This window comes from Mariniplasma anaerobium, assembly GCF_016865445.1.
In the GTDB taxonomy this organism is placed as follows: domain Bacteria; phylum Bacillota_I; class Bacilli_A; order Acholeplasmatales; family Acholeplasmataceae; genus Mariniplasma; species Mariniplasma anaerobium.
The window spans coordinates 1050474-1076499 of record NZ_AP024412.1; the positions used below are offsets into that span (position 1 = coordinate 1050474).

At 29.8% G+C, this 26026-nt stretch carries 28 protein-coding genes; all 28 read right to left on the reverse strand.

Annotation, left to right across the window (positions count from 1 at the left end; genetic code table 11):
• Nucleotides 1–7: 7 nt before the first annotated feature.
• Entirely contained in the window at nt 8–1015 is a 1008-nt protein-coding gene (locus tag MPAN_RS04970; protein WP_176239553.1) for a nitroreductase family protein, read from the reverse strand.
• 9 nt (nt 1016–1024) lie between these two features.
• Nucleotides 1025–2545: an MATE family efflux transporter gene (locus tag MPAN_RS04975; RefSeq protein WP_176239554.1), complete on the reverse strand. Its 1521-nt coding sequence runs from the start codon at nt 2543–2545 to the stop codon at nt 1025–1027.
• The gene (locus MPAN_RS04980; RefSeq protein ID WP_176239555.1) at nt 2532–3788 is read right to left on the reverse strand and encodes a polysaccharide pyruvyl transferase family protein; all 1257 of its coding nucleotides are present in this window, start codon (nt 3786–3788) and stop codon (nt 2532–2534) included. Before MPAN_RS04980 ends, MPAN_RS04975 begins: the two co-directional genes overlap by 14 nt.
• Nucleotides 3789–3808: 20 nt before the next feature.
• Entirely contained in the window at nt 3809–4939 is a 1131-nt protein-coding gene (locus MPAN_RS04985) for a glycosyltransferase (protein ID WP_176239556.1), read from the reverse strand.
• A gap of 102 nt (nt 4940–5041) precedes the next feature.
• Nucleotides 5042–5911 (reverse strand): glycosyltransferase family 2 protein, encoded by an 870-nt coding sequence (locus MPAN_RS04990; RefSeq protein ID WP_176239557.1) that lies wholly within the window; start codon nt 5909–5911, stop codon nt 5042–5044.
• A gap of 40 nt (nt 5912–5951) precedes the next feature.
• Entirely contained in the window at nt 5952–7265 is a 1314-nt protein-coding gene (locus MPAN_RS04995; protein WP_176239558.1) for a nucleotide sugar dehydrogenase, read from the reverse strand.
• 51 nt (nt 7266–7316) lie between these two features.
• Nucleotides 7317–8453, reverse strand: coding sequence for a hypothetical protein (locus MPAN_RS05000; RefSeq protein WP_176239559.1), 1137 nt, complete (start codon nt 8451–8453; stop codon nt 7317–7319).
• Nucleotides 8443–9102 carry a dTMP kinase gene (locus tag MPAN_RS05005; RefSeq protein WP_176239560.1) on the reverse strand — a complete coding sequence of 220 codons (660 nt, stop codon included), beginning with the start codon at nt 9100–9102 and terminating at the stop codon, nt 8443–8445. Before MPAN_RS05005 ends, MPAN_RS05000 begins: the two co-directional genes overlap by 11 nt.
• Nucleotides 9099–10232 (reverse strand): glycosyltransferase family protein, encoded by a 1134-nt coding sequence (locus MPAN_RS05010; RefSeq protein WP_176239561.1) that lies wholly within the window; start codon nt 10230–10232, stop codon nt 9099–9101. The genes MPAN_RS05005 and MPAN_RS05010 overlap by 4 nt, the downstream gene beginning before the upstream one ends.
• A gap of 4 nt (nt 10233–10236) precedes the next feature.
• A complete protein-coding gene (locus tag MPAN_RS05015; protein ID WP_176239562.1) occupies nt 10237–11358 on the reverse strand; it encodes a glycosyltransferase family 4 protein in 1122 nt (373 codons plus the stop codon).
• Complete coding sequence (locus tag MPAN_RS05020) at nt 11355–12413, reverse strand: nucleotidyltransferase family protein (protein ID WP_176239563.1); 1059 nt, start codon at nt 12411–12413, stop codon at nt 11355–11357. Before MPAN_RS05020 ends, MPAN_RS05015 begins: the two co-directional genes overlap by 4 nt.
• Nucleotides 12414–12467: 54 nt before the next feature.
• Complete coding sequence (locus MPAN_RS05025) at nt 12468–13091, reverse strand: sugar transferase (RefSeq protein WP_325167896.1); 624 nt, start codon at nt 13089–13091, stop codon at nt 12468–12470.
• Nucleotides 13084–14202, reverse strand: a complete 1119-nt coding sequence (locus MPAN_RS05030) for a DegT/DnrJ/EryC1/StrS family aminotransferase (RefSeq protein ID WP_176239564.1) — start codon at nt 14200–14202, stop codon at nt 13084–13086. Before MPAN_RS05030 ends, MPAN_RS05025 begins: the two co-directional genes overlap by 8 nt.
• A gap of 8 nt (nt 14203–14210) precedes the next feature.
• Complete coding sequence (locus tag MPAN_RS05035; protein ID WP_176239565.1) at nt 14211–14831, reverse strand: winged helix-turn-helix transcriptional regulator; 621 nt, start codon at nt 14829–14831, stop codon at nt 14211–14213.
• A gap of 12 nt (nt 14832–14843) precedes the next feature.
• Nucleotides 14844–15527 carry an HAD family hydrolase gene (locus MPAN_RS05040; RefSeq protein ID WP_176239566.1) on the reverse strand — a complete coding sequence of 228 codons (684 nt, stop codon included), beginning with the start codon at nt 15525–15527 and terminating at the stop codon, nt 14844–14846.
• Nucleotides 15505–16491, reverse strand: coding sequence for an ATP-grasp domain-containing protein (locus tag MPAN_RS05045; RefSeq protein ID WP_176239567.1), 987 nt, complete (start codon nt 16489–16491; stop codon nt 15505–15507). The genes MPAN_RS05040 and MPAN_RS05045 overlap by 23 nt, the downstream gene beginning before the upstream one ends.
• 383 nt (nt 16492–16874) lie before the next feature.
• On the reverse strand, nt 16875–17135 hold the full coding sequence (locus MPAN_RS05050) for a hypothetical protein (protein ID WP_176239568.1): 261 nt from the start codon (nt 17133–17135) through the stop codon (nt 16875–16877).
• A gap of 64 nt (nt 17136–17199) precedes the next feature.
• A complete protein-coding gene (locus MPAN_RS05055) occupies nt 17200–17691 on the reverse strand; it encodes a hypothetical protein (RefSeq protein ID WP_176239569.1) in 492 nt (163 codons plus the stop codon).
• Nucleotides 17678–18004 carry a hypothetical protein gene (locus MPAN_RS05060; RefSeq protein WP_176239570.1) on the reverse strand — a complete coding sequence of 109 codons (327 nt, stop codon included), beginning with the start codon at nt 18002–18004 and terminating at the stop codon, nt 17678–17680. Before MPAN_RS05060 ends, MPAN_RS05055 begins: the two co-directional genes overlap by 14 nt.
• Nucleotides 17991–18629: a hypothetical protein gene (locus tag MPAN_RS05065; RefSeq protein WP_176239571.1), complete on the reverse strand. Its 639-nt coding sequence runs from the start codon at nt 18627–18629 to the stop codon at nt 17991–17993. The genes MPAN_RS05060 and MPAN_RS05065 overlap by 14 nt, the downstream gene beginning before the upstream one ends.
• The gene (locus MPAN_RS05070; protein WP_176239572.1) at nt 18622–18960 is read right to left on the reverse strand and encodes a hypothetical protein; all 339 of its coding nucleotides are present in this window, start codon (nt 18958–18960) and stop codon (nt 18622–18624) included. The genes MPAN_RS05065 and MPAN_RS05070 overlap by 8 nt, the downstream gene beginning before the upstream one ends.
• 8 nt (nt 18961–18968) lie before the next feature.
• Nucleotides 18969–19649: a hypothetical protein gene (locus tag MPAN_RS05075; RefSeq protein WP_176239573.1), complete on the reverse strand. Its 681-nt coding sequence runs from the start codon at nt 19647–19649 to the stop codon at nt 18969–18971.
• Complete coding sequence (locus MPAN_RS05080; RefSeq protein WP_176239574.1) at nt 19649–20500, reverse strand: hypothetical protein; 852 nt, start codon at nt 20498–20500, stop codon at nt 19649–19651. Before MPAN_RS05080 ends, MPAN_RS05075 begins: the two co-directional genes overlap by 1 nt.
• 11 nt (nt 20501–20511) lie before the next feature.
• Nucleotides 20512–21285, reverse strand: a complete 774-nt coding sequence (locus tag MPAN_RS05085; protein WP_176239575.1) for a hypothetical protein — start codon at nt 21283–21285, stop codon at nt 20512–20514.
• Nucleotides 21285–22403 (reverse strand): hypothetical protein, encoded by a 1119-nt coding sequence (locus tag MPAN_RS05090; RefSeq protein ID WP_176239576.1) that lies wholly within the window; start codon nt 22401–22403, stop codon nt 21285–21287. The genes MPAN_RS05085 and MPAN_RS05090 overlap by 1 nt, the downstream gene beginning before the upstream one ends.
• A gap of 3 nt (nt 22404–22406) precedes the next feature.
• Nucleotides 22407–23237: a phage distal tail protein domain-containing protein gene (locus MPAN_RS05095; protein WP_176239577.1), complete on the reverse strand. Its 831-nt coding sequence runs from the start codon at nt 23235–23237 to the stop codon at nt 22407–22409.
• A complete protein-coding gene (locus MPAN_RS05100; protein WP_176239578.1) occupies nt 23234–25243 on the reverse strand; it encodes a phage tail tape measure protein in 2010 nt (669 codons plus the stop codon). Before MPAN_RS05100 ends, MPAN_RS05095 begins: the two co-directional genes overlap by 4 nt.
• A gap of 420 nt (nt 25244–25663) precedes the next feature.
• A complete protein-coding gene (locus tag MPAN_RS05105; protein WP_176239579.1) occupies nt 25664–26017 on the reverse strand; it encodes a hypothetical protein in 354 nt (117 codons plus the stop codon).
• Nucleotides 26018–26026: the final 9 nt, after the last annotated feature.

Below are 26026 nucleotides of genomic sequence, written 5' to 3' on the forward strand. Positions count from 1 at the left end.
CTCCTTATTATAAAATTTTTACATTTGCCTGTTTTCTTGATGATTTAGGCACTTTAAATGTGTCCGCATAATTGCCTAAGCCAATAAACATGATTATATATTCACTGTCACCTATGTCTAATTTGTTTCGTATTGTTTTTTCTTGTATTAACGATAAAGACGCACTTAAAGGAACTGTTGCAATCCCATAATAATGTAATGAATATAATAAGTTCATTGCATACATACCCCCATCTATAAATGGCTGAAACCTTTCTCTTGGTCGGGCAAAAGCCTCTAAATTTGATGTGATCACAAGATACTTATCTAGTTTATCGCCAAATGATGTATTACCATTTTGGTTATCACTGATTATATCCATTTTAGTTTTATCTTCTATTAATCTAACAATCCACCCTTGTCTATTACAAGCAGATGGTGTATTCCGAGCCAAATCGATGGCTGCCATAATATCATCAGTATCAACTTTTTTATCAGAAAATTCTCTAACACTTCTTCGAGAATTGGAAAATACCTTAAAATCTTTTTTAATTGATGAATATATAGCATCTTTATTGTAAATATCTGTTCCACCTAAATTTGACTCAGTAGATAAATCAAGTTCTTTGAACTTAATTTTTATATCGTCAATATTTACATTTGCATCATCATGCACCTTAAAATATTGTTTTAGGACACTTATTGCAGTAGTATAGCAAAATTCTTTCTTTGAATACAATTTTAGATTGTACTTTATAAGCAACTGTGATAAGTTATTTGCTGCTGTTTTACCAAATGGTAATCGGATTTCTGTGTGTGCCAAACCTTTTTCTATTGAATGGTAAGCTTTTATAATTTGTGCCTCCAACTGTATAAAACCTTCTGTATTTAAACCTCCTCCAAAACCATATAGCATAAATCTTTTTATCCACTGCTTAACCATTTTTTTTAAAATTGTAAGTTCATTCCGTTTAGAAATATACGCGGATATGGGTTTTGGAATAATACCTTTTATGACTTTTTTAATTTTTTTCATTTTACACCTCTATATTTTTTTTGAAAATATTAATCTAAATCTTTTATATATAAATTTAAGTTCTTTTCTCTTAAAGAAAAGTACTATAAGTATTACGTTGGGCACTATCATACTAACAGCAATTAATAAAACAAATGAAGTAATAGAGCCATTGAAAATTTGGTTTTTCAGTAGGCTTACTATAATAGCAATTAAAACTGTTAAAATTGTAAACAAAATATTATCAAAGAAATATTTTTTTGAACTCTGTTTAAATACATTTTTATTTACTAGTATTGGATCGTACCACCAAGTAGTAAGTAATCTGCTAATTATAGTTGCTAATAATACCCCAGCAACTCCCATATATTTCACTAATATTAAAGAGAATATTATATTAAGTATTGCAGTAAATAAAGGTCTATATTTTCCTAACCAAAATATACCACTTGCGTCTTTATAAATCATTGGAATTATACTAAAACCATCTAGTAAAAAGTTAAATATAATAACAATTGTTATTATTTCACTAAATACATAACTTTCTCCAACCCATAATTCAATAAATGGTGATATTAACGAATATAGCATTATAGAAAAAACAGCAAACACCCAATAACTTAAAAAAGTTAAAGCTGAAAAAAGTTCTTTATTTTTTTTTCTTTCATCTGTTACTAATACATTACCAACGCTCGCTACAAATGAGGTAAAAATGACTCTTGCTATAGTATAAACAGAATTAACAATTAATAGATAATTAGAATATATCCCTACCATTGCTAATCCAATAAAAGCTGAAATCACAATACTATCAGTAGACCTTGTAATGGTTGAATTAATTTTATATATAGATAAGCCAATGATATTTTTTTTTATTTTTTTTCGTTCAGCTTCATCAGGAAGGATTTTTTTATTATTCTTTAGATATGGATACAACTTATCTACTTTTTTACTTGTGAAAATATTTAGTAATAAGTGGTACAACACACCGAATATAGTATATATTAAAAATGACTGTAACGTAATTAGCACAATAATTTGAACTGCTACTAAAAACGTATAACTTATATAGGAATATAAGTTAAACAAATAATATTTTTGATCTGCTTTTAATATAGAAGACTTATAAGCGAAAAACCAATAGGATGATAATGATTGCAATAAATACAACAAATAAAATAGATTAATATTCACAATTGTAGTTTCGCCCTTAATCAAATAAGGGAGAAATGGAAATATCGCAAGACCTAAAACCAATACTAGTAATCCGACATAAAAATATGCTTTTCTTAAGTAATTTATTCTTGAAGTAATCTCAGCTTTATCTTTTTTTGCAAGAGGTGAATATAAGCTATAAATAATGGCTGTACCAATGCCTAATTCAGTAATATTGAATACTTGTAAAATATTTGAAAACAAACCATAGATACCTAAATATTCTTTACCAAGATAATAAATAAAAAAAGTTCTAGAAATAAATTGCAAAATTAGTTTAAGAATCGATCCACCTGCACCGGAAAAAAGATTTTTAAAAGAATTAAGTGTTCTCATTTAACTTTGCCTCTATACTAATAAAAGGATTGAATTTTTGATAATTAACTAATAAGGAAGAAATCTTTAATGATTCATTATTATAGTTTTTTTCCATTGTATTTATAATTTCGGCTAATTTCGAATCAAAAAAATTATCTCTTACATCAACTAAAAAATCATTTTGATTAAATGCATTTGTCAACTCTCTATATTTCTCTGCCCAACCTATAACTACAGCTGGAATTCCCAACTTATAAGCGTGAATTATAGAATGATATCTCGAACCTATAATGTAATTCATCTTGGCAATCAGGAATGATAACTCTATGTTATCAAATTCTTTATCAATAAATATCACTTTTTCATGGTTTTTACAATTGTTAAATATTTCTTTACACACTTTCAAGTCTTCTCTTGAGTGTGATAAAAGGTAAACAGTTTTGTTTAGCTCAACTAATTTTTCTATTATATTAATATATACCATATTCATATTTTCTTTTGAAAATTTATTATTTTTAGAATTTGGGATAATTGCAACTGAATTTTTTGGAGTTATAATTACTGGATAATCTATTTCATGTTTAAAAAGGGCGTTCTCATCTATTTCTTTTGATAAAAGAACTAGATCTAATGATTTCATTAGGTTAGAAGCACTTATTTTCGATAAGAGATTAAAACCTTGATTTTCTCTACAATAAACTATTTTCGGGTATTTAATGTACCTATTAATTAGCGGTTGTAAAATAATTCTTTCAGTTTTTCTATATTTAAAAGGGCCAAAAGATTGTGGCATGATAAAATAAGGTATTTGGCTCTTTCTATGTATTTTTATTCTATTAATAAAAGCCATATTGGTAAAGAAATCCCATTGACTAGACAACGCATAGCCACTTATATCTATTGAGAAAAATGTGTTCTTTAAAATACTTTTGAATTTATTTTTATTTCGAAACTTAAAAATTCCCTTTCTTCTTATTACATATCTCAAAATATTAAAGAGTAAATATGACATTTTGAATATATCCATACCAAAATATAGCATCTCATTAGGATTAATTGGAAAAATAGAGAAATTAAATTTTTCTTCTCTTACCTTCTCAGATGGATAATCACTATTTGAAATAACTATTATCTCATTATTTGGATATAATCTCATCAATTCATGTACTGATACTAAAGTCATTGACTCAGCGCCTTTATTTTCAAATCCACCACCAAAAATCAGTATATTTTGGTTTTTCTTATTATTATTTAAATTCACAATGTCCCTCCATGAAATAATCATTCATCTTTTTTTATATAGTGTATTATTGATTTCATTCCTTGTTCCATACCTGCAGTAGCATTCGCAAACATTCTTATATTACCGATCACCATCTCTTTTGATTCTAATGTATATATAGATTTATAAAAAGTAATAACGTCATTTAAATCTATTAAGGTCTTATCATTAGTAAATTGAAGAAAGTATTTAAAATTCTTAGTGTTCTCTAGTAAATCAATTTGGCATCCTGATATAACTGGAAGACCTTTAGCAAAATACTCTCTACTTTTTAAAGAACATGAAATGTTATTATTCTTTCTATACATGCCAAAAACATCAACGGCTATATCACAGATATTATATATTTCATCAAGGCTTTCTCCAAAAAGTCGACCGTAAAAAACAACATTGGTATTTAAATTATATTTCTTTACTAGCCTCTTATATAGTTTAAGTTTGGGACCATCTCCAACAAAATGAATAATAAGTTTAAACTCTAATTTTCCTGCATTTTTATAGTACATATTCAAGCTTTTTATTATTCTATCATATCCATGCCAATTTTCGAAACTAGAGACTATGCATAAATTAATGGTTTTTGTATCGATTGATAAGGGTGTTTTAACCTTAAGGTTGTCTAGATCAATTCCATTTGTGAATCTCACAGTTGGTATGTTAAATAATTCAGTATTTTCTGTAAAAACAGCAATTCTGTCAACATATTTATATAGTTTTCTTCTATTAAATCTATCTTTAATGTATAAAGGCCATGAAAATAAGTTGTTTGTTAATTCTCTATCATATGGATAAGTAGGTATTTCTAATAGTATTTTCACTTTACCATTCGTGAGTTTTATTCTCTTTAACACTTTTAACATCGAATTAGAAATGAACATTGGTCTCCTTAAATAAATATAATCAACATCTGGCATAACAGAATCAAATTTCCACTTTGGATTAATGTTACTAAACGGAAGTCTTATACAGATTTTCTCTATAAGACTTAGGCTTTTCTTATATTCCAAATTGATAAACTTACAATTTAGTCCATTTGAGTCAAATATTTTTTGCTGTGCTAATATCTTCTTATCAATGCCTGTTAATTTTTTAGTATGCAAATCTTTCCAAATAATATATAAACCTTTCATGTTAGCCTCATTTCTAAATGATGGTTGATTTCCATCTGATATCAACTTATTATTTTAATTGAATTCGCGAAGATGTCGATTCACTTAAAAGCGTTTAATTAATCAATTAAAATATTTTTTTGCAAATGCAATAATCAACAATTCGATGTACAAATAGATATAAAATACATGAACCAAGACCTTAAACCCAGTATTACTACTTCTATACTTTAATAAATAGTATTTTCTACTCTTTAACCAAATTCTTTGTTTCCTATGATAACTCTTGATTGATTTATTAATACTTGTTGAATGATTATGTATATAGCTTTCGTCTATTAATAATTTACTCTTATATCCTTTTTCTTTAAATTTTACAGCCATGATTCTTTCTTCACAATATAGAAATACAGATTCATCAAAAAAACCTATTGATTCGAATTTTTTGTAATCTAGCATTAGAAATGATCCGGGTAATATGTCTACTGAGCAACAATTGATTCTAATTTCTTCTTCTGAATATTTATTACCATCTTTAAATAATTTGCTAATTATCTTGCTAGTCTGCATAAGTTCCCTAAATGAATTATTTAATTTCCACGCAGGTTCTAAAGTTTTTCTGCCAGTAGAATTTAATGCATATGGAGCAACAGCTGAAAGGTTTTTATCTATCATGAAAGATTTAATCATTTTTTTAACAATATCTTCTTCAAATAGTATATCAGGATTTGCGATTATTATTAAATCAATTTTATACTTGCTAAGATGTGATATCCCAATATTATTTCCATAACTATAACCACCATTTAATTGAGTGCGTATTAAATGAATTTTAGAACTCTCTTCTTTTGCTAATATTGAATATGAATTATCTGTAGAATTATTATCAACAACAACTATATAATTTATACTTTCGTATCTCTTTATCATATTTAGCAATGTTAGAGTTGTAGGATAGTCATTATAATTCAATATTACACAACCTATAATCATAGTTTTCCTCATTTCAAATTTTCCGTACTTATAGTTTTTTCTAAAGTCTCCAATATAAATAATTGTTACTCTTTAGTTCTTTTATATTAAACATGCTTTTTACATCAATTAGTATCTTAAATTGCTCATTTCTGTATAGGGACCGGATTTCTTTATGTGAAAGCGACTTGTATTCCGCATGTGCAACGGCGAAAACAAGAGCATCAGATTCTTTGATTTCGTCTAATTTGGATAATTTGATCCCATACTCAACTAAGACTTCGCTGGTATCAGCATACGGATCCACAACAAGAGGATCAATTCCATATTTTCTTAATTCTTGAATTATATCAAATACTTTTGTATTCCTGACATCTGGACAATTCTCTTTAAATGTAATTCCTAAAATCGACACTTTTGCTTTTCTAACAATAATATCAGCTTGTATTAATTTTTTAATAATATTATCGACCACAAATTTCCCTATACTGTCATTTATTTTTCGTCCTGCTAATACTATTTGACTATGGTATCCTAATTTCTCAGCTTCATAGACAAAGTAATAAGGATCCACACCAATACAATGCCCCCCTACTAATCCAGGAGTGAATTTTAAAGAGTTCCATTTTGTATTCATTGCGTTTACTACTTCCATTGTATCAATATCCATACGATCAAAAACCATTGCTAATTCATTCATAAAAGCTATATTAATATCTCTTTGACTATTTTCAACAACCTTAGCAGCTTCTGCTACTTTTATTGAACCTGCTCTATATACTCCAGCTTTAATGACTAATTCATAAACTTTTGCAATTTCCTCTAAAACTTCACTGTCTTGCCCTGAAACAATTTTAACAATATTCTCCAGTGTATGTAATTTATCTCCTGGATTAATTCTTTCTGGAGAGTATCCCACTTTAAAGTCAATCCCATTTTTTAATCCGGAAAATTTTTCCAAAATTGGAATACAAATATCTTCTGTTACACCTGGGTATACTGTTGACTCGTATACAACAATAGATCCTCTGGTCAAATTTCTACCCAAAATCTCACTTGAAGCTTCGACTGGATTTAAATTAGGTGTTTTATCTTGATTTATCGGCGTTGGCACGGCTACAATATGAAATTTTGCTTTCCTGAGATTTTTTTCATCAAAAGTGAAAAAAGTAGTAGTTTTGCTAATTTCTTCATTACCAACTTCTTTAGTAGGATCAACACCTCTAATATATTGATTCACTTTTTCTTCATTGATGTCAAACCCAATGACATCTATATGTTTAGCAAAAGCAACAGCAATAGGCATTCCGACATAACCTAAACCTATTACACTAAGTTTTGTAGTTTTATTCATTAATTCATTGAAAATCTCCATTTTTCTTCTCCTTTACCTTGAAACATATAAACCTGTTTCTAAAAAATAGCTTTAGTTAATTATACTTTGTAAATAATTATAAACTGTAACTTTATTGTAATTCTCTAGCCCTATTGAAATCGAATTTTCTGGCAACTCGATATTTTCTTCTATTAACCAGCAAATATCTTCTAAAACAAATAATAGTAATATGTCAATTCTACTCATATTGGAAAATTCTATTTTTGTCGATCGATCGTTCAAAAAAACTTGCATATTTGTTACTAATAAGTGCGAATTTCTAAGATTAAAATTATATATCATAGTATCGTAATTCTCACTTCTTCTATCAAATGTTTCCCAATCAAGTATTTTCACTTCACCATGCTCTGTAATAAAAATATTACCTTTTTGAAAATCTCCATGCGAATCGACTACATTAATGATATAGTCCATTTCTAGAAAATATCTATTTATCATATCTGAGATATTCAGTATTTGTTTAAAACTTCTATCAGATAATTTTTGTGAAACTATTTCATGTAAAGATTCAACGTACTTTTTAATCTCTATATTCTCTGGTTTTCCTTTAATATTATCCAAAATTAAATTTGTTTTGTTTAGAAATGGCTTTCTCTTTTTATTTTGCAACCTAGACATAGGAATTCCGGTTAACAGTGCTTCTTTGTATCTTGAGTCATTGTGTTCAAGTATTGGTAGAACAAAATCGTATTTACTATTAACTCGAAATTCAATTTCTTTGTGAAACCAATTTCCTTTAAAACCTGTTTTTTTAATGTTCGTTACTGTACTATTTTTAAAGTCAAGAATCTTAATTTTTTTATTTCCAGGATATATAATATTTGTATTTATAAAATCTTCATTACAAACCAACATAAAATTACTGGAAAATAGTCTTGGTACAAAAACTCCAAATACAATATATAGCTTTATCATCAGTTGCTTTATTATGCTTTGGTTTCCACTTAGGGTTCTGATAAGAAAACCAATAAGTAATCTTTTATTAACATATTTAGAAAAAATTATATTTAATCTGGGAATACAATAGAATATACACTTATTCTTCGATTCTTTTGTTGCTTTATCTAATCTATTTAGAAATTCAACTTTTAAGGAGTATTCGGTTTCTAGTGTTTGTTTAATTATTTTATAAACATCTTCCCTTTTAAAAAAATCATTAAATCCCATATATAAAATCCTTTATCTGCATAAACGTGAAATTAATATCTTGTTTTTCAGTATCTATCTCTATTTTCCATTTTTTATGAATCATGAGATTTTTATATATAAACATTCGGTTTTCCCTAATTTCTAAGCTATCAAAATGTGGCTCATTTTTATCGATTGAACGTTTGTAAGACACTTCTGGACTGACATACAATATAATAGATTTATCTGCTTTTGGTGATAAAAGTATCGCTAGTTTCCACAGCAAACTTTTTTCTAAATTAATATTTTTTAAACTCATTTTAAAATCCACATAAGTATCCCATAAATATCGATCAGCTATTATCGTTATTCCGAATACTCTATATAATCTAAATGTAATAGCATACAATCGGATTAAATCAAGCATCCCAAGGATATACCAAATTTTAGAAACAGATTTTTTCTCAAACATTTGCTTTCTATCTTCGTTTCTTCCAGGTTTCGGAAGCTTTTTACTTAATATAATACGTAGAAAGTTCTTCATAAATTCAAACCATGCTGTATAACCACCTCTACTCCAAATAACTTTATATCTAATTTTTTTCTTTGCTAGCTCATTTTTTAATAAATCTATCTGTGTAGATTTGCCAGCAGAATCAATCCCACTAAATACTATCAGTTTTTTCATAGTAATCTCCTCTTCTTAAGGATTTCATCCATTTTATTGTTAAAAGCATCTAAAGAAAAATGGGTTTTAAATAATCTGTACGAACCATCTCTCATTGAAAGATAGGCTTCATCGGTTAATAACAAAATTTTTTCACAAGCTTCTATGGATGAGTCGAAATTTATACCTGCATTAAATTCTTCAACAAGTTTTTTGGTATCAAACTTTATATTGTTTAATAATGGCAAGCTATATGAAAGATAATCAATAGATTTATATGATAAGCCTACTGTTATATTCTTGTTAACAGCATTATACCCAAAGTGACAATCCTTTAATAATCTATGTTTTTCACTCTCACTGAAAACAATTCCATTATCTTCATAGTAAATAGAAATTTTGTCAAGCTCTTCTAAGACATACCTTTTCAAATAGCCGTCACCAATAATGACTATTTTCACAATATATTTTCTACTAAGAATTTTTGAAATTTCTATAAGAGATTTGAAGTCATATGAAGATGAAAAATTCCCTAAATACGCAATATTAATACTCTTTTCAAATTTTGTGATGTTATTACTTTGATTTTCAGGATTATAATCAATCGTTTTTGTTAAGTAAACAAGTTCATAATCTTTTCTAATTGGATCTATATATTTTTTGTATCCACTTGTTTCAATTAGGACTAAGTCAGAATTATATAAAGTTTTATCTCTCATAGTTGCCCATTTTTTTAATATATAGCTAACAGGGAATTTACCACTATTTTGCGGCCAAATATCAATGATATCTGTAATGACTATCTTATTTAGTTTTCTACCAATTTTTGCAGCTATCTTCGCTGAGTAATTTGGTGGTACTGCAATATATACAGTATCATAATCTACATTAAGTAATATTTTTTTGATTTTAAAACCAAAAACAAGATGTGATAGGATTCTCTTAAGTGAAAAAGTTTGTGAATAAGTTGGCACTTTTAATTGCACCACATTTGATTTGGTGATACTCTCTATTGTTTTAGTTGAATGATTGAAATTTGTTGTAACAACGACTGTTTTAAACCCTTTAGATTCAAAGTACTGTTTCATATGATAAGGTCTTGAAGTGTTATTTTCAAGGTAAAAAGCAGTAACCATAAGAATTTTTTTCATAACTTCATATATCTATTCTCTCGAAGTATCGTATATAATTATTAATTGACTCATCCCAACTAAATTTTTTTGCAAAACTATATCCTTTATCAATGTATTTTTCTCTTATAGTATTATCGCTATAAACTTTGTATATCTTATCAATCATAACCACATCACTTTCAATTTTCGGGTCTATATAAACCAAATTATCGTTGTAAACTTCCGCTAATGCACTTGCATTGCAAATAACACAAGGCAATTTATAACTCATTGCTTCTAAAGGTGTTATACCAAAAGATTCCCAAGTACTTGTATTCAAGTATAATTTTGCACTTGAGTAATATTTGCCTATTTCTAAATAAGGGACGTTATCTAAAAGAATTACTCTTTTTTCTAAATGCAACTTGCTTATGAGTTCAAATATTCTATTATCTATTTTTTCTACTTTCTTTCTTCCTATAATTACTAAGTTTGAATTCAATTCATACTTGTTTATGAGTTTGCTAAAAAGATAAATCATTAACTCATAATTCTTATGTTCATATCTATCTCCTACTGATAAAATGAAATCTCCATATTCATCTGTTTTGTTATATTCATTTTCATCAATATTAACACCATGGTAAATCACAACTGCTTTTTCATCATTGATAGCAAATTTGTACTTAATTTCAGCCATTGATAAATGTGACACAAAAATAATATGATCAGATAATTTTAAAGATCTTTTTCTAATAAAATAGTCGTAGTTTTCTCTAAAACTTCTAGAAAAAAAAGTTTTGTAACTTGATGTTTGAATGGTCGAATGGACATTAGTTATTATCTTGGATCTTAAATTTTTCCAACTTACTGGTATTGCTTCTGATGGAATAAAGATAATATCAGGATTGATTTCTTTTATCATTTTTTTAACTGTAAAATTCTCATACTTTAGTCGTTTAAAAGGGTTGCGAATAATTTCTTCTGAAATATATATATATTTAACCTTTTCATTTCCAATTTGATAAGCATCTTTTCTTTCTTCAGGTAGAAAACAAACAATTTCATAATTTGGAAGTTTTGAGAATCTCGTCAAAAAATTAATTAGAAATGTTTCAGATCCTCCTCCTCTATTTGAAATTGCGAAAACAACTAATATTTTCATGATTTAGTCCTATTTAATCTTACTATTCTAAGTAGGCAATAGGTAAATATATTCATACCTTCTGACATTGCATCTATCATCCATTGATCAAATATATTAGTTCTATTTATGTATGAACTCTTTTTAACACTCCATAGATATTTCTTGATTTTACTTGAAAACTTAAATATATTATTATTAATTAAGTGGTTGCAATCTGGGATTGGGGTATTTAAAACATCTCTTGTTAGTGATAATGCTGTATAAACCCTAATGGTTTGGTCATCTTCTTTTGCCCATAGGAATATTTTATTATAATTAATATCACTAGAGTGTCTTATCAGACGATCTATATCTGCATATAATCTTATACCTGGAGAAGTATTATAATAATGTCCTATAGATACATGTAAGAGATTGAAATATAATAAAGCGTTATCAGAAAGAACTTTTATTCCATTATCAAGTGTTTTATAGTTATTTTTTCTAAAATGCTCCAATCTTCTATGTAATTTTTTTATTCCAATTATGTATCTTCTTGCAATCGGTTTCCACTCGAAATTGACATAGAATTTTTTTCCTTCTAAAACATTAGCTTTAGAAAATGTAGTCATTATAGAATTGGGAACACCTCTTCTGGATTCTTTTATATATCCCAATTCGGACATATACTTAATTACTTCATGATAATCACTAGAATCAGCGGATAGATCAATGTCACCAGATGAAAAGCAGCCTAAACATGCATTTGAAGAAAGTATAGTGCCAAAATTCTCTATTAAGATTATATTTTTATCTGTACTTGAAAATTTTTGGAAAATTGTTCTAGTTTCTTCTAATATATTATGATTTCTTTTCTCATATTCACGATGTATGCTTGACCACTTGTCATTATTTTCATCTACTAGAGATAGAGTATGGGCACCATAAGGCAAAATTTTATTTTCTAATAAATAGTCCACTAATTCCATATTCTTTAACTCTTCAATCAAAAAATTCGGATTAGCTTTCACTTGTTCTAGCACTTCATCTGGATGTAAAATATAATAATTAACACCTTGATTGAAATTTTTCATTTAGCCACCTCACCTTTGTCACTTTTATATGATAATACAATTAAATCATAACTATTAATCTTTATACCCTTTGAATTTTTCCATTGTTGTATTGTCTTTTGAAGAAATGCCTTCTCTTTTAAATACTTTTTTTATTGTAATAATTATAATTTTGATATCATTATATAAATTTATACTTTTTACATATTGAAGATCGTAATCAAATTTATCTTCCCAAGAAATTGCGTTTCTACCACTGATTTGAGCATAGCCAGTTAATCCCGGTCTAACGGAATGTCGCTTACTCTGTTCATTTGTATAATATTTTAAATATTCAACTAATAGAGGTCGTGGTCCAACAATACTCATATCGCCCCTTATTATATTTAATAAACCTGGCAATTCATCAATACTTGTTGAACGTAGAAATCTACCAAAATTAGTTAACCTTTCACTATCTGGTAAGAGTACTCCATGTTCATCTCTTTTATCAATCATGGTTCTAAACTTGTAAAGTGTGAAAATTTTCTCATTTAAACCAGGTCTTTTTTGTTTGAATATAATAGGACTACCAAGCTTTATTCTTATTAAAATAGCGATAATAAATAACAAAGGCAATAGTAGAACAAAAGCAATTAAAGAAACAATGAAATCAAAAAATCTTTTAAAGTATTTCTCATATATCCTTTTTCTACGCATTTTTCCAAAATCCTTTTATGATTTCGATAATTTCATCTAATTGCACATCTTTTATTTTTGTATCACTTGGTAGACATAATCCATTATTAAATATGTATTCTCCCACATTACTACCGACATAATCATATTTTTCAAAAAATGGTTGAATATGCATTGGCTTCCATATAGGTCTTGACTCGATATTTTCTTTTTCTAGTGCTTCTATGATATCTAGTGGTCTAACTTTCCCTTTTAAAATGACACTTGTTAACCAGCAATTTGGACTATTCCAATCATTAACAGGCATAAACATAATATCATCAATATCCTTAAGATTCTTTTTATAGTAATTATATATGTATTGTTTTTTTAAAACCCTTTGATCCAAAACTTTTAATTGACCTCTACCAATACCAGCAACAACATTACTCATTCTGTAATTAAAGCCTAACTCAGAATGTTGATAATGTCTCGCTATATCTCTAGCTTGTGTCGACCAGAATCTGACTTTATTAATTCTTTCTTGGTTATTAGATACTAGCATGCCTCCACCAGAGGTTGTTATGATCTTATTCCCATTAAAACTAAAGATACCATAATCACCAAAGGTACCAGTATATCTACCTTTGTAAGTAGTGCCTAAACTTTCAGCGGCATCTTCTATTAAAGTAACATTATACTTTTTGCATAATTCAACTATTTTATCCATATCAGCTGATAGACCATATAAATGTACTACTAAGACTGCTTTTGCATTAGGATATTTAGTTAATGCTTCTTCTAAGTATTTCGGACTCATATTCCATGTTTCAAAATCACTATCAACAAATACAGGTATAGCATTCTCATAAATAATTGGGTTTGCAGTGGCTGAAAAAGTTAGAGATTGACACAATACAATATCGTCCTTACAGACACCAGCTGCTCTCAAAGCCATTTGAATAGCCGCTGTTCCGGACACTAATGCTGCACCATGTTGAACGCCAACCTTTTCACAAACTTCTTTTTCAAAGTTTGTAACATTTGGTCCAAGTGGTGCTATCCAATTAGTATCAAAAGCCTCTTTAACATATTGTTGTTCATATCCTTCATCACTCATATGTGGTGAAGCTAAATAAATTTTTTCTTTCATTATTTCACCTAATCAAAGAACTGTATGATTTTTTTTGAGTCATAGTTCTTCGCCTTTAATTTATCAATGATTATTTTATTATTTGTATAACTAGAAATCAAAATGCCATCGTGTTCAATACCCTCTATTGCTTCAACTGGAATAATCTTTTTTGAAACAATAGTCTTCTCATGTTTATCAACATCATCATCAATTACACAAATGACATTTAAAGGGAAATCATGGCTTAATGCAATTGTTTGAAGTAATATTTCAGCCACTTCACCTGCACCGTATAACAATATGTTTTTATAACCTTTGATTATAATTTGATTTAAAAAATCTATAATATTTTTCTTTGCCTTATTATAAACCCCTAAAGACGAGTTCAAATAACCTATATTCAATACCTTTTTCTTTTCAATACCTTTCTTAGTTAAATAATAGTACACAGTCTTTGTTGACTGATAATTTTTTTTAATTAATCCTTCTTTTTCATACTCATTTAAGTAGCTATTAATCATCGAAACTGCAACCCCAACTTCTTTACTCAATTCTCTTTGAGTAATATCCTTATTTTTATCAATCGAATCTAAAATAAGAAATTTTCGATATAGAATTGTAGGTTTAAAGAAATGATTTTCATTCATATTATTCACCATCTATATATTGACTTTATTCAAAATATTAAATATTTGACTAAAAGAATCTATTTCGAAATTTTCTTTTATGCCCTTATAGTATTCAATATTATTATAATAACCTAATCTATTGATCCTTAATGTTATAACAGGATATATAGAACTAATATAAAAATCTTTTTTTGGATTATCTCCTATGTACATCATTTCAGAATAATCAATATTTAATCTTTTTGACATTAACTCATAAGGAACTGGGCTAGGTTTCCAAAAATCTCTTCCTAACTCATCAGTTATTATTATTGCGTCAAAAATATCTCTTATGTTTAATGAGTCAATTTTATTTTTTTGAGTCTCTAAATACCCATCTGTGATAATACCTAATTTATAGTTTTGCTCTTTTAGTTTTTTTATTACCGGAAGAACATCTTTGTATAAAGAAATTCTTGGTTTGTGATTTCTGTAAACATCCACCAACTCTTTAACACTTATATCAGCACCTAAACCTAATTTCTCATTCATTCTATTGAAAACCTTATCGGAACTTATTTTATGTAAAACTTGAAGTGTTTCCAGTAAATATTCAGTGGTATATGTTCTAGTTTTACTTGATACATATTTTGAAACAGCTAAAAACCCACTTTCAACAAATTCTTTTTCAGATATTAGAGTATCATCAAGATCAAATATTATTGCTTTTATCATTTTGAATTATCCCATCTTTCAAACATATCGATCTATCATATCTCAAAAAAACTAGGTCTTCCTCATAATCATCATTGTATGTTAGCTTTTCATTCATCAGAAGTTTGTATAAGTTTATACAAGAATTCGCTCCACTTTGGATGCTCATAGGTGCCCCTCCACCAAACCTTGGGTTTATCTCAATAAATTTAATGCCTTCTTTAGTGACCATTAATTGTACTGTTATATGCCCTATAGGTTTTAAAGTTTTCATTAGTTGCATAACTTCATCAATGACAGTTTTATTCTTAATAATTTTTCCTTTAGAGATTTCTCCGCCTCTAACTGCCATCCTCAACCTTGGAACAATTGTAATCACATTTGAATTGAAATCTAAGAAAACATCTACAGTATATTCATCTCCTTTGATGAACTCTTGAATCATTGGATTCTTTATAATCTGGGAATAGTTATTTAATTCATCAATACTATTCACTTTAAAAGCATTTATACTGGAACTTCCATCTACAGGTTTTATAAAAACTGGGAAAACAATAATTTGAGAATCTTTATTATATAATGTCGGAACTTTAAATCCATTTTTTTCAAGATAATATTGGGTTTTTATTTTATCTCTGCAGATAGAGATAACATCTTCACTTGATATTAAAACTTTAGCACCTGAATTTTTATAGATATAATCCTGATTTTTTGACAATAATAGTAAATCAGTATCGATTGTTGGAACAATAAGTTTGATTTGTTCTTTTTTACTAATTTCGATTATCTTATCTATGTATTCTGGGTTGTCAATTCTTGGAAGTGTAACTTTTTTATCAGCAAAATATAAAGCTGGAGCTGTTTCAGAACAATCTGCAGCTATCACTTTAGAATTAATTTTTAAATCCATAGATGCTTTTTTAAATAGATTTACAAGTTCAACTCTTCTACCTGCGCTTAATATTAAAATATTATAGTCACTCATACTCTACTCCCATTCTATATTTTTGTTCAATAACTGAATAATTCTATTTTATATGATGACGCTGCAAATTACAAGGGTAAATCCAAATTTTTGTTATTTTTTAGAACAAAACTTTTAGAATCTTTTGACATGTTTTTAAAAATGAGTATAAGTGTACTTCAAACCTCTGCTATGCAAACCATTATAATCTTCATTATTAGGAAAATGGAGGGAATAAAAATGAATGAGTAAGATTCCTTTTGAAATACTGAGATATTCCTATATCTGAAGACGAATAATTCTTGTCTTAAGATTAATACTGATGTCAGTATTCTGCTAAAAAAATGGCAAACAAAAAAAGCCGTACCATTTTACAGGTACGGCCATTACTTTAAAGTATTTACTTATTCGTTATTAGTATTTATAAAGGTTACTTTTTCTCCTATAATCCTCAATATGTTGTTATCGATGTTGAGTGATGCTTTGACTCCGATTGTGGAACCTTCAGAAAGGTACTCCATGACACTATCTATCAATCCTTCATTTAGAGTTACCGGAATCAAATCAGTATCCTTGCCATTTGGCCTTTTAATATCGATTGAAACAATTCCTGCGAACTTATCGAGTTTGTTCACTCTACCTACTAAAATTACTTGGTTTAACATACTTTTCCTCCTTGATTTTGTTATGACACATATTACCTAAATCAAGTTCTTATAGCAAGTATTACTATCCTTTATTGCTTAACTTATCAGCAATTATTTTTTCTGCTTCAGATAATGTTTCTTTTCCCTGCATCTTATTGGTAAAAGAAATGTAATCATCAATGATTGTTTCAATCTTTGATTGGTTAGTTTCAACAAACTCTACTGCTTTTTCTGTTGAACCAGTAACATTACTTACCCACTCACTTAAACGTGATATAACAGCAAGTTTTTTATCATCACCTGCAAGATATGATTCACCTTTATCTTTTGCAAGTTTATTTTTCTCTTCCACTATCATAATGAACTCTTTGATAGTTTTTTGAACGCTTTCGTCAAAAACCACTTCTTTTGCTTTGTTGACAAGCTCATATACGTTTTCTGCAGTGTTTTTAAGGTCTTGCTTTACCTCTTTGATCACTTCATGTAGAGATTGTTCCTTACCCATTTTCGATGTCACATATAGTGCTAGCAGTAATAGTGATATTATCAGTAATACGATTTCAAGTGTTGTCATTTTCTTTTCCTCCTAAGTGTTTATAGATATTGACATGCGAATCTTCTAATCTAGATACCCGATGCTCTAGAACATTGACATCCTTTTTTAATGTTTTGATGTCTTGTGAATGTAATTCAAGCAGGTTAATCATTTTTATATTTTGTTTTTCAATTCTTTGTAAATTAACCATGATTTCATCATTATTTGATTTATTGTTTTTATCTTGTCTGTTAAATTGTTTGATTGTGGTTAGAATGACTACTACCATAGTCACAATCCAATAAATTAAGTTTTCCATTCTAAATAAATGTAAAAGATTATCCCAGTCCATTTTGTATCATCTCGTTTCGATAATTTTCAAGGTAGTCCAGTTGATCTTTTATCTCCTCTACGTAATTTTGTGCAATTTCGTTATCCCAGTTATTCTTAAAATCCATCATTTTAGTAAACCAGGGTTCTTCAACAACAAGTTCATACTTTCCGGTTTTCTCGTAATGATCAACCATACCTCTTATCCTAAATACATGATAATGGGATTTGAAATTTGTATTCACATCAAAACGCATACGACCGTATTCAAGTTCAGCAGCGATATGATTTAACATAAACTCTTTATCATCATAAACCAGTAGTTGATCGAGTGTTTCCTGGAATAATGGATTGATATAGATAAGTGTTCTTTCAATACTCATGACATTGTCAGCTGCAGCTCTATGATATGCAATAATGGATTCATCAAATTGCTGTCTTTGAATAAATCGATCTTTAGCAAAAACAAATAGATCATACTCTCCTAGTGTTATATGTAAGTTTCCTCTAAATCCATCAAGCACAACCGTGACATCTTTATCACTTGAATTATTATCTAATCCATATGCAATTGATCCACCGTAATAAATAAGGAGTATCTCCGTATTAGGAAACACTCCTTCAATCATGTTATATAAATCACTCAATTGGTTCTACCTCCTCTAAAGGCTCAGGAAGTGGTGGTTCAAAGACATCAAAATCATCAATGGCATCTTCAAAACCAACAACATTTTGTTTTAACCACTCATACCCTTGAACGATAGGATTAACATCCAAAAATGAAGTGAAATCTTCAAATGGAATTGAGATATCTAATTCTTCTATTGGGTCATTTTTATTTACTCTTGCTTCTTTAGATAAATAAGACGCAACACAAATTGTTATCTTCTTACTTGAATAACTGATATTGAAAGCTGTAATTCGATGATAGGATGCCCCTATCCCAAATTTCGTGTTTAATTCTTTTATAATTGCCATACTACTCCCTACTTTCTTTTCATTCTATAAATCGTCACTGCGATGCTATCAGGAGACCCAATTGACATTCCAGGATTAATATAGAGCGCTCCGAGTGATCCATAGACTGAATGTGCAAAATCCACCATTTTGATTGATGCATCTCCTTGTCCAGATAACGTAGTGACTTCTTTCCCATACGCTACCCATTGTTGTATATCAGTTAAAGACGAACGGAATGTTGGTGATATTTCAAAATCGATCACCTTTGTGATTCCACTTGTGATTGTTGTTCCAGACACAAAACTATCTTCAATATATTGAGCAGTCGTATTCTTAGATGATCTAACATCATGGACCGTATCTTCTGTGTTCACATGATGGCTTATATAAGATCCATATAATGTCGCTTGCGCAGAGGTGCGGTAATAAATATATGTATCTGATGTATCAATTGATGGACCATAGGTTGATGCAATCACATGAATTTTGTAAATATAATCCGGATCAAATGGATATACCAAACTATGATAATAACTATATCCTTCGTAACTATAAACCTTTTCAAGTTCTCCGCCTATCTTAATAACTGATGATACTCCTCTGGCATACAAAGCTTCGTTACTATAATCAAACGCTAGCTCACCAAGATAGGACATATTAGATGTTGTCGGTGTTGTAGTTCCTCGTTTGACTCTAATGATTGCCATTAATAAGTACCACCATCAATGATCGATGCTGGTTGTAATACCTTGCTTGTATCTATACCTAGTTTGTATGTTATTTTTGTTGGCGTATATCCTGTATCAACGTATGGGTAATAGATAAGTCCATCAATAATAACTGAGTTTGCATAAGCCGTTTCTGTAGAAGCTAGTGCGATTCCAGTTGTATCAGAAATCTCAGCTATTTTCACATTGTCAAGAATTGTTCTTTGTTCTGTTGTTAGATGCAGATTTGATGCAACATGTGTGTTATATGTCGTGGATGCAACTCCGCCTAAACCTGCTAATGAAATTGTTACTACTCCAGTTGAACCATTGACACTTGTTACTGCATCTGTTGGTGTTAAGAGTTCTTGCCAGTTTGCGAGGGTTGAGTAAGGTGATGCCTTTAGTATAAAGGTTTTATTTAAATCCGTTCTAACTGCAACGTCACCTTCTTGTGCGTTGGATAATGCAAGCATAGCAGTTTGACTTGCGACAACATAAGTGTTCGTCATTGCAATCTTAGGAACGACACTATCTGCTAGTTTTCCACTTGCATCTAATATTGGAACATTTCCACTACCTGTTCCTGTGTTTTTGGTTGAAGCAGTTCCAAGATTTAGTGCAGTGATCTTCGTATCAATTTGAGTATCTACTTTTGCAACTCCAGGAATCTTAAGATAATCTGCTTCAGCGAGTGGTACAGATACACTTGCGACTTTATCAGCTTTTGCAATGTATAAATGTTCACCAGTAAAATCAACTTGAGGTTCTCCAGCTTTTACGGTTCCTGTTGTACCAATAAGTGGACCAGTACCTGCAGTAGTTCTTCTTTTAATTTGAATTGTAGCCATTTAATTTCCTCCTATTTTTTCATAAATATACTTGTAATATTGTGGGTAGTATTTCCAGTTGTTAATGTGACAATTCCATTCTCATAAACAACACTTAATGAGTAGTCACCTGATGCATATCTGTATGAAACTGATGTATTAGATCCAACGAATAAGAACATCTGCTCTCCAGGAAATGTAACGACTGCATGATTGTTAATTGTTACATAGAGAATTGATTGCCTTAATTCATCTGAACTTGTTCCAGAAAAGCGATATGTCCCAGCATTCACTAATGTTAATGATTTTCTAACCGGTAAATAGTGGTTGAACACTTGATTATCTAAATCATCTACTCTTGTTCTATCATTACTGATTAGTTTTCTTGAATAACTTGTCAATGCAACTGATGTTGTTGTTTTTGAGTATGCACATAAAACAAGTTCATATATGCCATCTGTGACTAAAAGGTTATTAATTATCAATGAAGGATAACTACCTGTTTGTTCTTTCAAATATAAACTCACTGAATTATTTGTGGTATTCACTCCTAAAATCACATATCCAAACTTACTGGAATCTGGTGTGACACCAATTGTTGTTTGATTTTCAATATAGATGATGCGTCCATAGACTGAAACGTAACCATCACTCAGTGTGATTGTATTGTTGGCTAACGTATAACTAATCTCACTTTTCAATCCTTTTAAGATGCCTACATCACTAGAAAAGAGAAAATGATACAAATCTGAATCAACTTTTGATGTGACATTTCCACCTTCAAATGTTATTTTTTGTAGTCCCATTAGAACTCACCTCCATCGATATCTGTATTGGTAATTGTGATAGTATTTGTTGAACTACTACCCGTATTTTTACTGAGTAGTTGGATTTTTTCTGTTAGTTTCACTCGATATTCTCCTAATGTAATCAATGCATAATTTAATGAATCCTTGAATGTGATCCCTGTGATCACCGATTCATAGGTTTTTCCTTTATGAATAAATGATATATAATCACCCAGATAGATATTGGTAAAAGGTACAAACACCTTGTTTTTCATGTCGATCGTAAATGTAATATTGTGATCCAGTTTGGATGTTACCATTTCACTTCTTGCTTTAGTCTCTAATGTCTCAAAGTCATTATCGGTATAGATATAACTTTTTGCCATTACACTTGTGTACCTATATTCAGATGTACTATCTTCGGTAATTTCACCAGTCGTAAGCAGACAATATATTTTAATGCTGTGATAAATCTGATTATCACTTCTAGGATAAAAGACAACTTTATTAACAAGTTGACTTGTTGAATCATTGGTCTCCACATTTAAGATAGATGAGAAATCGCTTTTAATCACCATACCTTGATTGACATTCACAATACGAAAAATAATGCCGGTAATTCGTCCTCTAAGATAAGTAACATCCGTACTAAAGCTAATGCCATATCCTTTTGAAACAAGTTCAAATAGCTTTGACATACTAATGATGTTATCCGCATCAAAGCTAAGACTTCCAGACACACTTGTTTCTTTGCTTACAGTCAAATAGGATAGATTCTGTTTTTCATCTGAGTTATTCTTAAAATAATTAGTAATAATTTGATAAAGGTGTTCTACTAAATCACCACTGAAACTAGATGCAGGTATTTCTAAATTGAAAATCTCCCTGAAATCAAGAGATTTAATGTTTGTTGTATAATCATCGTTTAATTCTATGCTTTCTAGTATGCCTATATATGAATAGATATCATTTTTAAATACCACAATATCGCCTATCGTGCAGTTGATATTCGTTTTATTGACTTTGAATGTAGAACGTTTGATTAAAACCATATCTAAAGCAAGTTCATACTGATTAGTGACATATGCATTGTCTTTATACTGCAGTGTACTTCGATCAAGAAATAATAGTTTCATAGACTATATGCCTAAATAACCTTCAAGAATGGTTACTCTGCAGATGGACTCTGTAGCAACACCTGGTTTGAATTCAATCTCATAATTACCATGATCTAAGAATATGAAATTATCTTCTTCAAAATCTTGAAGTCCATAAATGTCAGTAACTACTCCTAATTCATCCATGACCATTTCTTGTTTACTAGGAATAGAGTTTATGGTAATCGTTATATCTTCTGCAGTTAAATATAAACGTAATGTTGATACCACCTCTCCATTTTTCTTGATTAAAACTTCTGGATCAATGACACTTCCCATCATCTCAATCACTAAAGGAGCATCATTTAAGCCTTCATTTTTAATAAAGAGTTTTCCTTCATAGGAACTTGAATAATAGTATGGATATGTATATGGATAGACTTTACCGCCTGATGAACCGTTGGCGATGATTTCATAGGTTTTTTCTTTTAACCATAGCGATAATTTCTTAAATATAATATTACTTTGAATGGTACTTGCCACTAGCTCTGCTTTTGATAAACTTGCTACATCAACATAACAGTATGCCTTAAACGCATCATTTTGGTAATGTAATTTATATGCTTCGTTACTTTTGCTAATAAAATCAACAAATGCTTTATATCCTTGATATCCTCTTAAAAATATTAATGTTTCTGATATTTCAGATAAAGGGATATTGTACTCTGAGCGAGAATAAAAACGGCTATACTCTAAGTACTTCATATCCAAAGAAAAACCAAGACCACTCACTTGAGAGATAATGGTCTGGTTTTTATGATTGAAATAGTAAATATCACCGTATTCGTTTTCTAAATAAAATTGTCTGATCAAATCACACTACCTCCTAATGCCTTGTTAATTGAGTCAATATCAAAGGTTGGTGATGTTGTATTGATTGTGATGTTGTTTGTATTACTTGATGATGAGCTTGAGTTCGAGTTATTTACTGTGCTAGATCCTTTCAAGTTAAATGTATCGGATAAGAAGCCTCCAATACCTCCAAAGAATCCACTGACTTTATTTGCAGCATTTGATGCAAAATCACTAATACCATCGGTTACTTTATTAGCAATATCAGATATGCCATCAGTTACACTTGAAAAAGTATCTTTTACTTTGCCTCCAAAGTCACCTATCTTTTTAGGTAGTTCACCAATCCATTCAAATATCTTCTGAATGAATTCTACAATTTTTTGAACGATATTGAGTACCGGTTCAAGTACAAACATCAATATTTTAATTGCTGGAACTAAGATTGCATTTAACACTTCACCAACAACTGTAATAAGTGGTGCTAAAGCTTCTAATATGCCAGCAAACATACCAATTTGCATAATCAAGGGCATAAGTATGATATCTAAGATAGGAACAAGTAAATCAATCAGCATTACTACTAAATTGATGATTACATCTAATATAGGCTGTAATGCTGTCATCAGACTATCTACAATTAAGAGTATGGGTGGTAAGAGCTGCATGAATGTTTCCATCAGCCTACCAAGTAGTGCTCTAAATTCCTCGCTTTGAAATAACGCCATCGCTAAAATCGCGATTAGCGCGCCTATACCAAGCGTGGCAAAGTTTATACCTGCACCAGCAAAAAGCCCCGCAGAACCGACACCTTTAAGCGTCATGGCCACAATATTGAGTAGTGGTCCAACTTTACCAACAATTGCTAAAACAGGACCGATAGCAGCAACTAATCCAATGAGCGTTGCGACCATCTTCTTAGTATCTGAATCTAGATTGTTCCATCTAAAAACCCAGTCTTTTACAACTGGGATCATTTCATCTCTTACTTTTATGATTAATGCTTGCAGGATTGGCATCATGGTTGTCGCGATATCTACACCTAAGCTAGATAAGGCTTGTTTTGTTCTATCGAGTGCATCAGTAAACTCGCCTGCTTGAGCAGCTTGCTCATTAGTCACTATGCCAAGATCTCTTGCTTCTTGTCTTAAGTCTCTAATAGTAGAAATCTCACTGGAAAGAATAGGTATGAGTTCTGTTCCAATTTTCTCTCCAAAGAATTCATTGGCAACACCAACTCTTAAGGCTTCATCTTCTACCTTACTTAATGCTTCACTAATAATTTCAAATGCCTCATCAGCATTCTTACCTTTTAAATCGTCGACTGATAATCCAATCAAGTCTAAACTATCAGCTACTTTATCAGCGTTTCCAGTTGCAATATCACCTAAGATACCATTGATTTTAATAAATGCCTTATTAAGACTCTCAGTTGATGTTCCCATGATCGTAGCAACATGATTCCATTCCTGGAATGCTTCTGCAGTTAAACCTATCTTTTGTGCGGTATCTCCAATCGAATCAGCAGAATATGCCGCTTTGACTGAAAAGGCCGTTAAAGCAGAAACGGCTCCTAAAATAGGAACCGTTAAAGATTTTGTGAGCGTTGATCCAAGTTTACCAATCTTGTCAAATTTAGCATTGCTTAACTCTCTAATTTTATCATTGGTTTTACCAAGTTCATTGTTTAGTTTAGATAACTCTGCTTCAGTATATTGAACATTGCGCTTTAGCTTATTAAATTCTTCTTGACTCATATCACCAATTTGTACAGCCTTTTTTGCTTTAGTAAGTTCTTGATTCTGTGTTTCTAGTTTTTTCTTTGTTTGATTTAAGACATCATTTAGTTTACCTTGTTTTGATTTCCAAAGGTCTAGGTTAGATGAATCATAACGAAGATTCGTATTAATGGCTTTAAGGTCTTTGTTTTGTTCTTTTAAATCTTTCTTAATGCCATTGAGCTCATTTTCTAGATCTTTACCATCAAGCGTTAACTTTATGTTTAATCCTTTGACTGTTTCTGCCATTAAAACTCACCTCCATCTATTAGTACAACCAACATCTAAAATACAAAAAGCACATGAAATCATGTGCTTTAGGACTTCTATAAGAAGATTCTTAAGATTTCTCAAATTAATGAGATTACACTGCATATACTTCCTGCAGTATAAATGAAATTTTTAAATTTCTTCATCTATAAATCACCTCCGCTACTCTTAGTAGCCATTAGAAGTGTTTTTATTTTATCATATCTCTTAGGTATCTACAATAAGTACCTATCAATATCACTTTGTGTTGCTCTTTTATTTGATTGTTTGCCATTATTTACATTCATTTCAAGCTCTACAATATCGAAGTAAGTTGCTAGATCAAAGTTTTTTGTGCCTTCAATAGAAATATTTAAATGAGCGAGATTGAATATAATGTTTGCTGTTATGTTTACATCATCATTTTTTTGTGGGTTGCTTGGGTGTGGGTCTTTTCTGAAATGTACCTAGCATTTCACCTATCGCATTCGTCAGATTTTCTAATTCATCTTGATTGCTTAATAAAGAAAAATCCAATGACATTAAAAAGTCATTGTAAGATTGTTTGCTGAAAGGTCTGTTTAACACATAGATGATTCGAAAGATGGTATCAATTACTGTTGATAGATCATCTTCCTTTTTTATGCTTGATTTTTCTATTTTTTTTATATCGCTGAACAATTCTGTAGAAAATACGTTACGATAATCAATGATCGTAAATAGTGACGAATGAAGGCGATAATCTTTATCGCCTAGTTTAAGTGTTCTTTCCATGTTCTCTCC

Bases quoted from the DNA above. Each gene is read 5' to 3' on its own strand.
- MPAN_RS05105 (WP_176239579.1), bottom strand. From the start codon at position 26,017: ATGGAAAGAACACTTAAACTAGGCGATAAAGATTATCGCCTTCATTCG.
- MPAN_RS05015 (WP_176239562.1), bottom strand. From the start codon at position 11,358: ATGAAAATATTAGTTGTTTTCGCAATTTCAAATAGAGGAGGAGGATCT.
- MPAN_RS05090 (WP_176239576.1), bottom strand. From the start codon at position 22,403: ATGAAACTATTATTTCTTGATCGAAGTACACTGCAGTATAAAGACAAT.
- MPAN_RS04985 (WP_176239556.1), bottom strand. From the start codon at position 4,939: ATGAAAGGTTTATATATTATTTGGAAAGATTTGCATACTAAAAAATTA.
- MPAN_RS04990 (WP_176239557.1), bottom strand. From the start codon at position 5,911: ATGATTATAGGTTGTGTAATATTGAATTATAATGACTATCCTACAACT.
- MPAN_RS05085 (WP_176239575.1), bottom strand. From the start codon at position 21,285: ATGGGACTACAAAAAATAACATTTGAAGGTGGAAATGTCACATCAAAA.
- MPAN_RS05000 (WP_176239559.1), bottom strand. From the start codon at position 8,453: ATGGGATTTAATGATTTTTTTAAAAGGGAAGATGTTTATAAAATAATT.
- MPAN_RS04995 (WP_176239558.1), bottom strand. From the start codon at position 7,265: ATGGAGATTTTCAATGAATTAATGAATAAAACTACAAAACTTAGTGTA.
- MPAN_RS05045 (WP_176239567.1), bottom strand. From the start codon at position 16,491: ATGAGTGACTATAATATTTTAATATTAAGCGCAGGTAGAAGAGTTGAA.
- MPAN_RS05010 (WP_176239561.1), bottom strand. From the start codon at position 10,232: ATGAAAAAAATTCTTATGGTTACTGCTTTTTACCTTGAAAATAACACT.
- MPAN_RS05100 (WP_176239578.1), bottom strand. From the start codon at position 25,243: ATGGCAGAAACAGTCAAAGGATTAAACATAAAGTTAACGCTTGATGGT.
- MPAN_RS05050 (WP_176239568.1), bottom strand. From the start codon at position 17,135: ATGTTAAACCAAGTAATTTTAGTAGGTAGAGTGAACAAACTCGATAAG.
- MPAN_RS04970 (WP_176239553.1), bottom strand. From the start codon at position 1,015: ATGAAAAAAATTAAAAAAGTCATAAAAGGTATTATTCCAAAACCCATA.
- MPAN_RS04975 (WP_176239554.1), bottom strand. From the start codon at position 2,545: ATGAGAACACTTAATTCTTTTAAAAATCTTTTTTCCGGTGCAGGTGGA.
- MPAN_RS05080 (WP_176239574.1), bottom strand. From the start codon at position 20,500: ATGGCTACAATTCAAATTAAAAGAAGAACTACTGCAGGTACTGGTCCA.
- MPAN_RS05070 (WP_176239572.1), bottom strand. From the start codon at position 18,960: ATGGCAATTATAAAAGAATTAAACACGAAATTTGGGATAGGGGCATCC.
- MPAN_RS05060 (WP_176239570.1), bottom strand. From the start codon at position 18,004: ATGGACTGGGATAATCTTTTACATTTATTTAGAATGGAAAACTTAATT.
- MPAN_RS05020 (WP_176239563.1), bottom strand. From the start codon at position 12,413: ATGAAAAATTTCAATCAAGGTGTTAATTATTATATTTTACATCCAGAT.
- MPAN_RS05025 (WP_325167896.1), bottom strand. From the start codon at position 13,091: ATGCGTAGAAAAAGGATATATGAGAAATACTTTAAAAGATTTTTTGAT.
- MPAN_RS05055 (WP_176239569.1), bottom strand. From the start codon at position 17,691: ATGACAACACTTGAAATCGTATTACTGATAATATCACTATTACTGCTA.
- MPAN_RS05035 (WP_176239565.1), bottom strand. From the start codon at position 14,831: ATGAATGAAAATCATTTCTTTAAACCTACAATTCTATATCGAAAATTT.
- MPAN_RS05040 (WP_176239566.1), bottom strand. From the start codon at position 15,527: ATGATAAAAGCAATAATATTTGATCTTGATGATACTCTAATATCTGAA.
- MPAN_RS05030 (WP_176239564.1), bottom strand. From the start codon at position 14,202: ATGAAAGAAAAAATTTATTTAGCTTCACCACATATGAGTGATGAAGGA.
- MPAN_RS05075 (WP_176239573.1), bottom strand. From the start codon at position 19,649: ATGGCAATCATTAGAGTCAAACGAGGAACTACAACACCGACAACATCT.
- MPAN_RS05005 (WP_176239560.1), bottom strand. From the start codon at position 9,102: ATGAAAAAACTGATAGTATTTAGTGGGATTGATTCTGCTGGCAAATCT.